The 13,736-nt window shown below is 71.5% G+C and carries 12 protein-coding genes; 4 read left to right on the top strand and 8 right to left on the bottom strand.

Features of this window, described 5'->3' with window-relative positions; translation table 11 throughout:
* Positions 1-97: 97 nt before the first annotated feature.
* Positions 98-1,507: a type I glutamate--ammonia ligase gene (gene glnA, locus ACFVYN_RS08860; protein WP_389994565.1), complete on the bottom strand. Its 1,410-nt coding sequence runs from the start codon at positions 1,505-1,507 to the stop codon at positions 98-100.
* Positions 1,508-1,707: 200 nt separating this feature from the next.
* On the opposite strand from glnA, the gene ACFVYN_RS08865 reads away from it, so the two are divergent.
* Positions 1,708-2,178 carry an RDD family protein gene (locus ACFVYN_RS08865; RefSeq protein ID WP_389994568.1) on the top strand — a complete coding sequence of 157 codons (471 nt, stop codon included), beginning with the start codon at positions 1,708-1,710 and terminating at the stop codon, positions 2,176-2,178.
* Positions 2,179-2,359: 181 nt separating this feature from the next.
* Positions 2,360-3,646 carry a lipase family protein gene (locus ACFVYN_RS08870; RefSeq protein ID WP_389994570.1) on the top strand — a complete coding sequence of 429 codons (1,287 nt, stop codon included), beginning with the start codon at positions 2,360-2,362 and terminating at the stop codon, positions 3,644-3,646.
* Positions 3,647-3,709: 63 nt separating this feature from the next.
* Here the strand turns inward: ACFVYN_RS08870 and ACFVYN_RS08875 are convergent, their stop codons facing one another.
* The 4 genes from ACFVYN_RS08875 to lipB form a co-directional block, all read right to left on the bottom strand.
* Entirely contained in the window at positions 3,710-4,411 is a 702-nt protein-coding gene (locus ACFVYN_RS08875; RefSeq protein ID WP_389994573.1) for a DUF4191 domain-containing protein, read from the bottom strand.
* 66 nt (positions 4,412-4,477) lie between these two features.
* The gene (locus tag ACFVYN_RS08880) at positions 4,478-4,678 is read right to left on the bottom strand and encodes a hypothetical protein (RefSeq protein ID WP_356016328.1); all 201 of its coding nucleotides are present in this window, start codon (positions 4,676-4,678) and stop codon (positions 4,478-4,480) included.
* A 263-nt stretch (positions 4,679-4,941) separates the two neighbouring features.
* A complete protein-coding gene (lipA, locus tag ACFVYN_RS08885; RefSeq protein ID WP_389994576.1) occupies positions 4,942-5,907 on the bottom strand; it encodes a lipoyl synthase in 966 nt (321 codons plus the stop codon).
* Between the two features lie 74 nt (positions 5,908-5,981).
* Entirely contained in the window at positions 5,982-6,782 is an 801-nt protein-coding gene (lipB, locus tag ACFVYN_RS08890; RefSeq protein WP_389994579.1) for a lipoyl(octanoyl) transferase LipB, read from the bottom strand.
* Between the two features lie 243 nt (positions 6,783-7,025).
* On the opposite strand from lipB, the gene ACFVYN_RS08895 reads away from it, so the two are divergent.
* Positions 7,026-8,462, top strand: a complete 1,437-nt coding sequence (locus ACFVYN_RS08895; RefSeq protein WP_389994582.1) for a regulator — start codon at positions 7,026-7,028, stop codon at positions 8,460-8,462.
* 102 nt (positions 8,463-8,564) lie between these two features.
* Here ACFVYN_RS08895 and ACFVYN_RS08900 read toward each other — a convergent pair whose 3' ends face one another.
* Positions 8,565-9,989, bottom strand: coding sequence for an NAD(P)/FAD-dependent oxidoreductase (locus ACFVYN_RS08900; RefSeq protein WP_389994584.1), 1,425 nt, complete (start codon positions 9,987-9,989; stop codon positions 8,565-8,567).
* Between the two features lie 225 nt (positions 9,990-10,214).
* Positions 10,215-11,108, bottom strand: a complete 894-nt coding sequence (locus ACFVYN_RS08905; RefSeq protein ID WP_389994587.1) for a TIGR01777 family oxidoreductase — start codon at positions 11,106-11,108, stop codon at positions 10,215-10,217.
* Positions 11,109-11,178: 70 nt separating this feature from the next.
* Between ACFVYN_RS08905 and ACFVYN_RS08910 the strand changes: the two genes are divergently transcribed.
* Positions 11,179-11,667 carry a GNAT family N-acetyltransferase gene (locus ACFVYN_RS08910; RefSeq protein WP_389994590.1) on the top strand — a complete coding sequence of 163 codons (489 nt, stop codon included), beginning with the start codon at positions 11,179-11,181 and terminating at the stop codon, positions 11,665-11,667.
* A gap of 171 nt (positions 11,668-11,838) precedes the next feature.
* Here ACFVYN_RS08910 and ACFVYN_RS08915 read toward each other — a convergent pair whose 3' ends face one another.
* Positions 11,839-13,023, bottom strand: a complete 1,185-nt coding sequence (locus ACFVYN_RS08915) for a MarP family serine protease (protein WP_389994593.1) — start codon at positions 13,021-13,023, stop codon at positions 11,839-11,841.
* Positions 13,024-13,736 lie beyond the last annotated feature (713 nt).

Here is a 13,736-nt window from a genome sequence, read left to right on the forward strand (position 1 = left end):
GCCAGAAACCATACGACGGCGCCCCCGTCCCGAGAAACCGGAACGGGGGCGCCGCGAAACCCGCGCAAGACCGCCGTAGGACTGGCCTACGGGTCGATCACACGTCGAAGTACAGCTCGAACTCGTGCGGGTGCGGGCGCAGCTGCAGCGGGGCGATCTCGTTCGTGCGCTTGAAGTCGATCCACGTCTCGATCAGGTCCGGCGTGAAGACGTCGCCCTGGAGGAGGAACTCGTGGTCGGCCTCGAGGCGGTCGAGGACGGCCGGGAGGGAGGTCGGGACCTGGGCGACGTTCGCGTGCTCCTCGGGAGCCAGCTCGTACAGGTCCTTGTCGATCGGCTCGGCCGGCTCGATCTTGTTCTTGATGCCGTCCAGGCCCGCGAGCAGCAGCGCCGAGAAGGTCAGGTACGGGTTGCCGGAGGAGTCGGGCGCGCGGAACTCGACGCGCTTGGCCTTCGGGTTGGAGCCCGTGATCGGGATACGCATGGCAGCGGAGCGGTTGCGCTGCGAGTACACCAGGTTGATCGGCGCCTCGAAGCCCGGCACCAGACGGTGGTACGAGTTCACCGTCGGGTTGGTGAAGGCGAGCAGCGACGGGGCGTGCTTGAGGATGCCGCCGATGTAGTAGCGCGCGGTGTCCGACAGGCCCGCGTAACCGGCCTCGTCGTAGAAGAGCGGCTGGCCGCCCGTCCACAGCGACTGGTGGACGTGCATGCCCGAGCCGTTGTCACCGAAGATCGGCTTCGGCATGAAGGTCGCGGTCTTGCCGTTGCGCCAGGCCACGTTCTTCACGATGTACTTGAAGAGCTGCAGGTCGTCGGCCGCGGCCAGCAGCGTGTTGAACTTGTAGTTGATCTCCGCCTGGCCGGCGGTGCCCACCTCGTGGTGCTGGCGCTCGACCTGGAGGCCGGACTTGGCCAGCTCCAGGGAGATCTCCGCACGCAGGTCGGCGAAGTGGTCGACCGGCGGGACCGGGAAGTAGCCGCCCTTGTAGCGGACCTTGTAACCGCGGTTGTCCTCCAGCGCACCGGTGTTCCAGGCGCCCGCCTCGGAGTCGATGTGGTAGAAGGACTCGTTCGCGCTGGTGGCGAAGCGCACGCTGTCGAACACGTAGAACTCGGCCTCGGGGCCGAAGTACGCGGTGTCGGCGATCCCGGTGGAGGCCAGGTAGGCCTCGGCCTTCTTCGCCACGTTGCGCGGGTCACGGCTGTACTGCTCGCCGGTGATCGGGTCGTGGATGAAGAAGTTGATGTTCAGCGTTTTGTCGCGGCGGAAGGAGTCGACCCGGGCGGTCGACAGGTCCGCGCGCAGCGCCATGTCGGACTCGTGGATGGCCTGGAAGCCACGGATCGACGAACCGTCGAACGCGAGTTCCTCGTCCGGGTCGAACGCCTCGACGGGCAGCGTGAAGTGCTGCATGACGCCCGGCAGGTCGCAGAACCGGACGTCGACGAACTTGACGTCCTCGTCCGCGATGAACTTCTTGGCCTCGTCGGCGTTCTGGAACATCCAGCTCCTCCTACTCCCGACCGTTCCTGGACCGGGGTGGTAGTTCGTTCGTGCGGCCAGTGCGGTGGCACACGTTGTCCCCGACCCTAGGGACGGGTGGTTTCTCGGGCGTGACCCATTTGTTTCGCACAAGTTAACCGGACATCGTCGGCCCGGCCCCACCTGTCCGTATCCCGAAACGCCGGCAGTACCGTGGACCCGTGGACAAGAGGGATGCAATCGGATCGTGGCTCTCGGGGCCCCGCGCGGCCGCCGAGGATGCCGGTGTCGACTTCGGATACCGCGGAGAACAGCTCGGCCTGCCGGAGGAGGGACCCGGGTCGATCGCCCGCCCCGGGCGACGGCTGGGCGCGCTCGCCGTGGACTGGGCGATGAGCGTGCTGATTGCATCCCGGTTGATCACGCAGAGCTATGGCGGCCCGTCGACCTCGAACTGGTCGCTGCTGGTCTTCTTCGTGATGGGTGTCCTCACGGTCGGCACCATCGGCTTCACCCCGGGCAAGCGCCTCTTCGGCCTGCGCGTGGTCGCCCTCGACACCGGACGCGTGCACCCGGCACGCGCCCTGCTGCGCACGGTCCTGCTCTGCCTCGCCGTCCCGGCCCTGATCTGGGACCGCGACGGCAGGGGCCTGCACGACCGGCTCGCGAAGACCGTGGAAGTGCGGATCTGACAGTGCGGATCTGACAGTGCCGATCTGACAGTGCCGATCTGATGAAGTCCCTCGCCTTTGTCGTGTCCTGACAGCCGCGCCGTCGAACGTGCGCGGCGGCTGACTATGGGTCAGCCGGTCCGGCTCCTAGCGTCGAGCACCCAAGCAACCTCCCCCCGTTGCGAAGGGACACGCCGGACCGATGATGAGATCCGCCCTGGTCACCGCCCTCACCACCGCCACCACCGCCGCCCTGCTGGGCGGCGTGCTCGTATCCCGGGCCTCCGCCGCCGAGGCCTCCGCCGCGGAGGCCCCAGCCGCCCGGGCCGCCGCCTGCACGGCCGCCGACGCGGACGTCTACACACCCCCCGCCTCCGTCCCCGCCACCCCGGGCACCGTACTGGCCTGCCGTTCCGTCACGCTGAGTCAGGTGCCGGGCAACATCTCCATGTCCGCATGGAAGGTCCTCTACAGCTCCACCGACAACCAGGGCCGGCCCGTCGCCGTCTCCGGCACCCTCGCCGTGCCCACGGCGCCCTGGACCGGCCCCGGCACCCGTCCCGTCGTCGCCTTCCACCCCGGCACCCTCGGTCTCGGCCCGCAGTGCGCGTTCTCCAGGCAGCTCGCGGGGGCCTACCAGGACGAGTACGAGGGCGACAACCTCGCGGCCCTGCTCAGGGCCGGGTACGCCGTCGCCGCGACCGACGGTCCCGGCTACCTCGACGGGCAGACGCACCGCTATGTCGCGGGCACCGACTCCGGCCACGCCCTGCTCGACATCGCCCGCGCCGCCTCCGCCGTACCGGGCAGCGGTCTGTCCCGGCAGACCCGTGTCGGCCTGTGGGGCTACTCCGAGGGTGGCGCGGCCAGCCTGTGGGCGGCCCAGCTGGCAGCGGGCTACGCACCCGAGCTCAACGTGGTCGGGGACGCCTCGGGCGGCATCCCCGGTGATCTGAAGGAGGTGGCGGCCGGGCTCGACGGCAGCGCCTTCTCCGGGTTCCTCGCCGACGCGGCCATCGGCATCCAGGCCGCCTACCCCACGCTGCCGCTCGACTCGCTCCTCAACGACCAGGGCCGGGAGGCGGTGAAGACCGCCAAGTCCGTCTGCGTGGCCGGCACGGTCACCGCGCTCGCGGGCAAGAGCCTCAAGGACTTCACCACGGCCGGGCTCACCCTCGACCAGCTCTACCAGCAGCGCGGCAGCGACGGCCGCACCTGGGGCCAGGTCCTGGACGCCCAGAAACTCGGCGTGAACCTGAGGACCTACAAGATCGCTTTCCCCGTCCTCCAGTACCGCGGCGCCCTCGACGAGGTCATCCCCACCGCCACGGAGGACGCGGTCCGTGCCGCCTACTGCGCCGCGGGCGTGAAGACCGGCTGGAAGACCTACCCCGGCGACCACATCCTCACCGACAACCAGGCCGTCGGCGACGTCGTCTCCTGGCTCGGCGACCGCTTCGCGGGCAGGTCCGCCCCGAACGACTGCTGATCCGCTACGACGATGGGGGCGCCCGGTGTCACACCGGGCGCCCCCATCGTCGTACGGGAGGGTTCAGCGGGCCTTGCCGCCGCCCTTCGGCAGCTTCATGCCCTTCGGCATCGGGCCCTTGGGCAACGGCATGTTGCTCATCAGGTCGCCCAGCGCCCGCAGTCGGTCGTTGGTGGCGGTCACCTGCGGGCCGGTCAGCACACGCGGCAGCTTGAGCATCGTGGTCCGCACCTTCTTGAGCGGGACCTGGCCCTCGCCCGTGCCGACGACGATGTCGTGGACCGGCACGTCCGCGACGATGCGGTTCATCTTCTTCTTCTCGGCGGCCAGCAGGCCCTTGACCCGGTTCGGGTTGCCCTCGGCGACCAGGACGATGCCGGCCTTGCCGACGGCCCGGTGCACCACGTCCTGGCTGCGGTTCATCGCCACCGCGGGGGTGGTCGTCCAGCCCCGGCCGATGTTGTCCAGTACGGCAGCGGCGGCACCCGGCTGGCCTTCCATCTGCCCGAACGCGGCCCGCTCGGCGCGGCGCCCGAACACGATCGCCGTCCCGAGGAAGGCGAGCAGGAAGCCCAGGATGCCGAGGTAGACCGGGTGGCCGATCAGGAAGCCGATGGCGAGAAAGACGCCGAGGATGAGGATGAAGACGCCCGCGAGTACCAGGCCGATCGTCTTGTCGGCCTTGCAGGTCATCTTGTACGTCAGGGCGATCTGCTTCAGTCGCCCGGGGTTCGCGGCATCCGCCGCACTGTCACTTCTCGCCATGCCCCGAAGTCTACGTGGCCCCGCAGACGCCGACGACGGCAGTGTCCGCCCCTCGAAGGGGGAGGCTCAGGAGCTGATGGTGAAGGTCTGGTCCAGCACGCGCTGCACCTCGACCCGGTCCTTGGCGCGGCGGCGGTCCTCGAGGACGGAGGTCCAGGCGTTGCGGCGGGCGGTGCGCTGGCCGCTGCTCATGAGCAGCGACTCGACGGCACGCAGTGCAGTGGTGAACGACGGGATGGCGGTGGCGCGAACCGGCGCGGCCTGCATGGCGGTCCCCCCTCGGGATGGCGGCTCGGGTGAGTGATGCACGGGGTGTACAACGAGCGTCACTGATTGGTGTTACCAGGGCGTGACCGGCCGGTCAAACGCCCATGAAGCCTAGGTGGGCCGCCCGAAAACACTGACGCGGCCCCGATGACCCCCCTATCTGCGGGGATGTCCGGGACCGCGTCGATCGGCCACTACCGAGCGGTAGTTGCTTGTGCTCGGATTCACACGTTTAGCGTGGCACTCCGTGCCATGGGGGGAGGTCAGACGGCCTGTGAAGCCACGTAGGAACCGCGCTTCTCCACGGCCATCTGGTAGAGCCGGCCCGCCCGGTAGGAGGACCGGACGAGGGGGCCGGACATCACACCGGAGAAGCCGATCTGCTCGGCCTCCTCCTTCAGCTCCACGAACTCCTGCGGCTTGACCCAGCGCTCCACGGGGTGGTGACGCACCGACGGGCGCAGGTACTGCGTGATGGTGATCAGCTCGCAGCCCGCCTCGTGCAGCTGCCGGAGCGCCTCGCTGACCTCCTCGCGGGTCTCGCCCATGCCGAGGATCAGGTTGGACTTGGTCACCAGGCCGAAGTCGCGGGCGTCGGTGATGACCTTCAGGGAGCGCTCGTAGCGGAAGCCGGGGCGGATGCGCTTGAAGATCCGGGGGACCGTCTCGACGTTGTGCGCGAAGACCTCGGGCCGGGACTCGAAGACCTGCTGGAGCAGCTCCGGCACGGCGTTGAAGTCGGGGGCGAGCAGCTCCACCTTGGTGCGGCCGGTCTCACGGCCCGCGGTCTGCTCGTGGATCTGCCGGACCGTCTCGGCGTACAGCCAGGCGCCGCCGTCCGCCAGGTCGTCGCGGGCGACGCCGGTGATGGTGGCGTAGTTCAGGTCCATGGTGACCACGGACTCGCCCACGCGGCGCGGCTCGTCACGGTCGAGGGCCTCGGGCTTGCCGGTGTCGATCTGGCAGAAGTCGCAGCGCCTCGTGCACTGGTCGCCGCCGATGAGGAAGGTCGCCTCGCGGTCCTCCCAGCACTCGTAGATGTTGGGACAGCCGGCTTCCTGGCAGACCGTGTGCAGGCCCTCGCTCTTCACGAGTTTCTGCATGGCGGTGTACTCGGGGCCCATTTTCGCCCGGGTCTTGATCCACTCGGGCTTGCGCTCGATGGGGGTCTGGGCGTTGCGGACCTCCAGGCGCAGCATCTTGCGTCCGTCGGGGGCGACTGCGGACACGACCGGCTCCCTAGCGTTTGATTCTTCGGCGTGCTCAAGGGTACGCCCGTGGATTTGAAAGCCCGCGGCCTGTCTCAGGCCGCAGGTGTCTTCTCGATCACCCTCGGCTTGAGCTCCGCGTGCTCCAGTACGTCCCTCAGGTGCCGCTCGACGACCGGCAGGACCTCGTCGATGGTCACGTCCCGGCCGAGTTCGCCCGCGAGGGAGGCGACGCCCGCGTCACGGATGCCGCAGGGGATGATCCGGTCGAACCACTTGTTGTCCGGGTTCACGTTCAGCGAGAAGCCGTGCATGGTGACGCCCTTGGCGACCCGGATGCCGATCGCCGCGATCTTGCGGTCCTCGCGGCGCTGGCCGGCGTTGGAGGGGGCGTACTCCGGGCCGTTCAGGCGCGGGTCGAACTCCTCGTCCGTGAGCCGGGGATCGAAGTCCAGGGAGAGCCCGCCGATCGCCGGCCGCGTCTCGACCGGGTCACCGAGCACCCATACGCCGCTGCGGCCCTCGACCCGGCTGGTCTCCAGGCCGAACTCCGCGCAGGTGCGGATCAGGGCCTCCTCCAGGCGCCGTACGTGCGCCACCACGTCCACCGGACGGGGGAGTTTCTGGATCGGGTAGCCCACCAGCTGTCCTGGACCGTGCCAGGTGATCTTGCCGCCGCGGTCGACGTCGATGACCGGGGTGCCGTCCAGGGGGCGCTCGTTGTCCGCGGTGCGCCGGCCCGCCGTATACACAGGGGGGTGTTCGAGCAGCAGGACCGTGTCGGGGATCTCGTCCTCGAAGCGCGCCGCGTGCACCCGGCGCTGCTCGTCCCAGGCTTCCTGGTACTCGACCGCGTCCGCACCGAACCCCATGCGGACGAACCGCAACCCACTCACGGCAAGCGCCTCCCTAGAAGGTCGTAAGGCACGAAGGGTGCCTACGCCACTGTACGTCCGGCCCGCGGACGTCAGCTCCGGGGGCAATCCTCACACGATCGGATGAACGAACGTCGAAGTGTGCGATCGTCTGCTCACTCTCCGCTACATTCGCCGTTCGCGCAGGCCATAAGGGCTGCTCACAGGCAATCCGGGCACCACGTGACCACGTGACGGCCCGAAAGGCAGGAGACCGCACCGCAGATGACGGAACGACCCGCGCAGCGCACTCCCAACCGACAGCTCGCCGCGCTCATCGCAGAAGCGGGGTTCTCCAACGCGGGTCTCGCCCGACGCGTGGACCAGCTCGGTCTCGAACACGGGCTGGATCTCAGATACGACAAGACCTCCGTGACCCGCTGGCTGCGCGGACAGCAGCCCCGGGGCACCACACCCGCCCTCATCGCCGAGGTCTTCACCCGCCGGCTCGGACGCCGGCTCTCCGCGCAGGACCTGGGCCTCGACGCCTGCGCACCCGTCTACGCCGGGCTGGAGTTCGCCGCGGGCCCCGAGGAGGCCGTCGACATCGTCAGCGGGCTGTGGCGCAAGGACTCCGGCAGCCACGCCGAACTGCGCAAGATCGCCTTCACACCGGCCGGACTGGTCGTCCCCAGCCGCGACTGGCTGATCGGCCGCCCCGACGACCGGGTCGCCCGCGGCGAGCCTCCCCTCCGGGTCCCTCCCCAGGGGCGCCCGGTGGTGCCCCGGCAGCGCGGCCAGGCCGAACGCGGGCCCGGCCAGAAGGTCACCGGCGGCGACATCGCCGCGCTCGGCTCGGTCGGCGAGCTCTTCCGCACCCTCGACGACCAGTACGGCGGCGGCCACGCACGGCAGGCCCTGGTCCGCTACCTGGAGCACGAGTGCGAGCCGATGCTGCGCGGCACGTACGGGGAGACCACCGGACGCAGACTGTTCGCCGCGGCCGCGGACCTGACCCGGCTCGCGGGCTGGACCTCGTACGACATCGCCGCGCACGGACTCGCCCAGCGGTACTTCGTGCAGGCGCTGCGGCTCGCGCAGGCCGCGGGGGACCGGGCGTACGGGGCGTACGTGCTGGTCACGATGAGCCGGCAGGCCGTGTATCTGGGGCACGGCCGGGAGGCGATCCAGCTCGCGCGGGTGGCCCAGCAGGGCGTTGGGACGACGGCCCCGCCGGTCGTGCAGGCGCTGCTGCACTCGGCCGAGGCGCGGGGGCACGGGGTGCTGGGGGAGGTGCGGGCGTGCACGGCGTCGCTGGTCCGCGCGGAACGGGCCCTGGAGGCGGCGCGGCCCGGCGACGAGGTCCCGCACTGGGCACGGTTCTTCGACGAGGCGCAGCTGGCGGACGAGTTGGGGCACTGCCACCGGGACCTGCAGCAGTTCCGGGCGGCGGCGCAACACGCCGAGCGCTCGCTTCAGTTGCGCGCGCCGGCGTATGCGCGGAGTCGGCTGTTCTGCCGGGTGGTGCTGGCCTCCGCGAGGCTGGGGCTGGGGGAGTTGGACCAGGCGTGCGCGTTGGCCGCGGAGGCCGCCGGGCAGGCGGCGGAGATGCGGTCGGTGCGGGCGGTGGAGTATGTGCGGGACTTCGAGCGGCGGTTGGAGCCGTACAAGGATGCGGCGCCGGTTCGGAGTTATCGGGACAAGGTCGCTGCGCTGGGGTAGGGGTCTCGCCCTAACTCCGCAGCTTGTACGCCGTCTGACCACTGCGTCGTGGCTTGTCGCGCAGTTCCCCGCGCCCCCAAAAAAAGGGGCGCGGGTGAACCGTCACGCTGCCTGGGCTGTGGGAGTCGGATCCGCTCGGTGCATTGAGCCCGCTGCGCCCAGGTCTTTCAGGATGGCCGTCGTCGCCCGGTGGGCCGAGTGCAGGGCGCCCTGGACCGTGCTCGTGTCGCGGTGGTCGCCGCAGACGTACAGGCCGGCCAGGAGGCGGACCGGGCGGCGCAGGTCGTGGGGGGCGGGCATGGCCGGGACCGCCTCCCGGGTGTGGTGGACCGCGAGGGTCTCCCAGCGGTGGGTCGACGTGCCGTACAGGCGGCCCAGATGGGTGCGTACGGCCGTCTCCAGGTCCGCAGGAGGGGTGCCGAGGACCGTCGAGGAGATCAGGGCCCGGCCCGAAGGGGCCCGGCTCGGGTCGACCTCGCTGATCACCGCCGTGTGGGCCACCGGGCCGCCCCGGTCGGCGTCGAGCAGCAGCGCGGAACCCGTGCGGGGCGGGTCGTCCGTCGTGTGGTGGACGACCGTCACCGGGTGGAAGTCCGGCACCCGCAACCCCGGCAACAGCTCCGCCGCGGTGCGCGCGTCCGTCGCCAGCAGCACCGCCCGGCACCGGATCTCGCCGTGCTCGGCGGTGGTCACCGACGTGGTCGCCACGGACGTGACCCGCACCCCCGTGTGCACGGTCCCCGCGGGCAGCGTCTGCGCGAGCAGCTCAGGAAGGGTCTCCGCGCCCCCCTCCGGCACACACAGCCGCCCGCCCGCGAAGGCACGCAGCGCGAGGTCGGCGCATCGGCTGGACGTCGTCAGGGCGGGGTCGCACAGCAGCGCGGCGAGCAGCGGACGCAGGAACCCGTCGATGGTGCGCGCGGGCAGCCCCCGGGCCGCGAGCGCCTGCCGGGCCGGCAGTTCGGGACGGGCGAGGAGGCGTTCGACCGGCACGTTGGCGAACCGGGTGAGCGCGGCACCGAGCCGGGCCTGATCGACGGCACCGCCGAGCGGCGCGACTCCTCGGACAACCCGGGACACCGTCCCCTGACCGGCACCGGGCAGCACCCGGAACCTGGCCCTCCGGGACGCGGCCACCAGTCCCGGTCCCGGCACCCCCCGAGGGGCGCTCGCCAGGGCGCGCACCGCACGCAGTGCGCCCCTCGCGCTACGGGCGCCCGCCGGAGCGTCCACCCGGTGGTGGCGCCCGTCTCCGTGCAGCAGGACCCCCGGCGCGAAGGGGCGCAGGACCAGCCCGTCGAGCCCGGGGGCCAGGCGCAGTTCGGGATACGCCGTGGACAGCAACTGTCCGATCCGGTCGAGCCGGAAGCCGTCGACCTTCTCGGTCGACATGCGGCCGCCCACACCGGGGGCGGCCTCCAACACCGCGACGGTCACTCCTTGGCTGGTCAGCCGATGCGCCGCGGAGAGTCCGGCGACCCCGGCTCCCACGATCACGACGTCCGCCTGGTACGCGGGCTCAAGCACGTGCCCCTCCTCGAGGTTGCGCGGCCGGTGGAGACGTCATGCCCCCAACAGGCTCCGGGAATACCCGAGTTCGGGTCGAGGGTAGGGCCGCGGCCGGTCAGGAACAGTCGCGCATCAGCAGGGCACGGTCGCACACCGGTCGCATGTCGTCACGGACGGTCGTCGAGGAGGTCGTACGGCCGCACGCGGGCCCGGCGCGTTCCTCGGGCCGCCCTCGGGCCGCCCTCAGGCCGCCCGAATCGCCCCCTCGATGTCCGGGAACGCGAACGTGAACCCCGACTCCAGCAGCCGCCTCGGTCGCACCCGTGCACTGCCCAGCACGTCCCCGGCCATCTCGCCGAGCGCGGCCCGCAGTACCGGCGCGGGGACGGTGAAGAGCGTCGGCCGGTGCAGCACCCGGCCCATGGCCTCGGTGATCTCGCGGTTCGTCAGGGGCTCCGGGGCGGTGAGGTTGAACGGTCCGGACAGCCCGTCGGTCTCCAGGAGGTGGCGGATCGCGGCGACCTCGTCGTGCAGCGCGATGAACGACCAGTACTGACGCCCGTCGCCCATCCGCCCGCCGAGCCCCGCCTCGAACAGGGGGAACAGCCTGCCCCAGGCCCCGCCCCCGCGGCCCACCACCAGGCCGGTGCGGGTGAACGCGGTCCGTACGCCCGCCTGTTGCGCGGGTGCGGCGGCCGCTTCCCACTCGACGCACAGCTCGGGCAGGAAGCCCCGGCCGGCCGGCGAGTCCTCGTCGACGATCCGGTCGCCGGTCTCGCCGTAGTACCCCATCGCGCTGCCGTTCACGAAGACCCGGGGCGGCTCGTCCAGGGCGGCGACGGCCCGGGCGAGGGCGGTCGTGCCGTTCACCCGGCTGTCGTGGATCCGCTGCTTGTACGCCTCGGTCCAGCGCCGCGAACCGACCCCCGCCCCGGCGAGGTTGACCACGGCGTCGCACCCGGCGAGGCCGGCCGTGTCGACCCGCCCGGCCTCGGGGTCCCAGCGGACCTCGCCGCCGTCCCGGGGCTCCCGGCGCACCAGCCGCAGCACCTCGTGCCCGTCCGCGGTGAGGGACCGGACCAGGGCCGAACCGATCAGTCCGGACGCCCCGGCCACCGCGATTCTTGAACGTTGCATGATCTCATCCTGCCTGGTGGGTGCGTAAGAGCGATGTCTGGTTGCGATTCCCGGCCGTAGGGTGGCGGCCATGTCCGAGCTGTCCATACGCTGCGCCCTGCCCGACGACGACGAGGAACTGGCCCGACTCGACCGCGCCACCTGGTCGCCCCTGCACGCGGTCGCGCCGCGACCGCAGCCGCCCTACCGGCCGTTCTTCGACGAGCGTCACGTCCCCGGCGACTGTCTGGTCGCCGAGGCCGACCGCCGCATCCTCGGGTACGTCCTTCTGGGTTTCCCCACCCCGCTCGAAGCGAACGCCCACGTACGCCAGATCCAGGGCTTCGTGGTCGCCGAGGAGGCCCGTGGCCGCGGTGTCGGCCGGGCGCTGATCCGTGCGATCACGGAGGAGGCCCGCCGCCGGGGCGCCCGCCGCCTCACCCTGCGCGTCCTCGGCCACAACACCCCGGCCCGCAGGCTCTACGAATCCGAGGGCTTCGTGGTCGAGGGTGTGCTGCCCGAGGAGTTCCTGCTGGCGGGGGAGTACGTCGACGACGTGCTCATGGGGCGCCGTCTCTGAGGACCTGGTCGGCTACGGCGGTCGTACGAGATCAGGAAGAGGACGGACACGGGAGCCTCCGGAGTGCCAATCGGGACCGGTGCCGTGCGCGACGGGTGCCGTGCGCGACGGGTGCCGTGCGCGACCGGTGCCGTGCGGGACCGTGGGCCCATCATCCGGGAGGCCGCCGCGTCAGGAGGTGACCAGATCGCCCGTGTCCACCGGTGACGTGGCGTCCGCCGCCTTCTCGGCGTCGCCCGCGACCTCGTCGGCCGTCAGGACGTAGCCCGTCTCGTTGTCGGAGGTGGAGCGGGCGAAGACCACGCCGTAGACCCTGCCGGAGGTGGTCAGCAGGGGCCCGCCGGAGTTGCCGGGGCGGACGGTCGAGCGGATCGAGTAGATCTCGCGGGTCACGGTGGCGTCGCTGTAGATGTTCTGGCCTGTCGCCTTCACCCGGTTGGCGACCGTGGCCGCCTGGAGGTTCAGGTCGCCGTCCTGCGGATAGCCCGCGACCACCGCGGAGTCGCCCCGCGCGGCGCCCTTCTCGAAGCGCAGCACCGGTGCCCGGAGATCCGGGACGTACAGCACGGCCACGTCCCGGTCCGGATCGAACAGCACCACCCGCGCTTCGTACACCTGTCCGACCCCGCCGATCCGGACGCTGGGGGCGTCGATGCCGGCCACCACGTGGGCGTTGGTCATCACGTGCTGGGGCGCGTACAGGAAGCCGCTGCCCTCGCGGCCCTGGGTGCCGGAGGCGCCTTCGATCTTGACGGTGCTGACCTTGGCCGCGTTGGTGGCGGCGGCCGTGACGCTGTCGCCGGTGGGCTTCGCGACCTCGGCCGTCGACTCGTTCTCGAACGGGTTGAAGACCTGCGGGAAGCCCGCCTCGGTGAGGGCGGAGGTGGCCCGGGAGAACCAGTTCGGCGTGGTCTCCGGCATGGAGTCCTGGACGGCGCCCAGCAGGGCGGAGTCCCGGATGGCCGTGGTGACCAGCGGGGACGAGGACGCGCCCAGGACGCTCGCGGCGACCCAGGCCACGATGAGCACGGACACGGAGTTGGCGGCGGCCCCGCCGACACCGTCCGCGACTCTCAGCGGCCCCTGGTCCAGCTCCCTGCGCAGCCTGAGCGCCAGGCGTCCGGCCAGCTCGTGCCCCACGGCGGCCGGGACCAGCACGGTCGCCACCGCGGTCACCGTCGCGGCCGTGCTGCCCGGTGTCACCAGGTCCATCATCCAGGGCAGCACCCACACGCCCACGACCGCGCCGCCCACGAAACCGGCGAACGAGACACAGCCGGCCACCAGGCCGCGCCGGTAGCCGGAGGCCGCATAAGCGGCGATCACCAGCAACAGCAGGATGTCCAGCACGTCCACGGAGCCGCCCTTCTCTCTCGGAACCTTCAGTACGCAGGCGAGGCGTCCAGTGATCAGCTACGCGCACGCGTGGCACCGGGAACCGGCCACGCGTGCGTGCACCTGGAAAAACGTCGTGGACCGGGACGATGGTTCCACCGGGTGGCACAGCACACATCGCGGGCGGGGCGAATCCGTCCGACAGTGGGAGCATGCGTGTCCGAAGATCGCGGGGACCGCGAAGACGGCGGGCGCCCCGAATACGCCACGCGAGCCGAATAGGTCTCGCGATCCGCAAAGCACTGCCCGTCGGCCGCCCCCCGGCTCCGCCAACCGCCACACCCGGCTCTGCGGCGCCGGCCCGCTCCCCGTTGCCTGTCAGTCCCGCCGAGCAGACGGACCCGCCGGCCCGCTCGCTCCCGGGTGAGCAGCTCTACGGGACTCCCTCGCCTGTCGCCCGTTCGGCGACACCGGCCCGACCCCCGTCGCCTCTCAGCCTCGCCGAGCAGGCAGCCCCGCAGGGATCTGCGCCCTCGGACGCCCCACCCTCCGCGAACCCCGGGTCCGGCACCCGACCGGCGGCCTCTCCGCCCTCGGGCGAGTCCCCGTCCGCGAGCCCGGCGCCCGTCGCCCCCTCTGCAACACCGGTCCGGCCCTCGTGGCCCGTCACCCCCGCCGACCTCGCCGAGCAGGCAGCCCCGCAGGGATCTGCGCCCTCGGACGCCCCACCCTCC

This window comes from Streptomyces sp. NPDC058307, from assembly GCF_042880295.1.
In the GTDB taxonomy this organism is placed as follows: domain Bacteria; phylum Actinomycetota; class Actinomycetes; order Streptomycetales; family Streptomycetaceae; genus Streptomyces.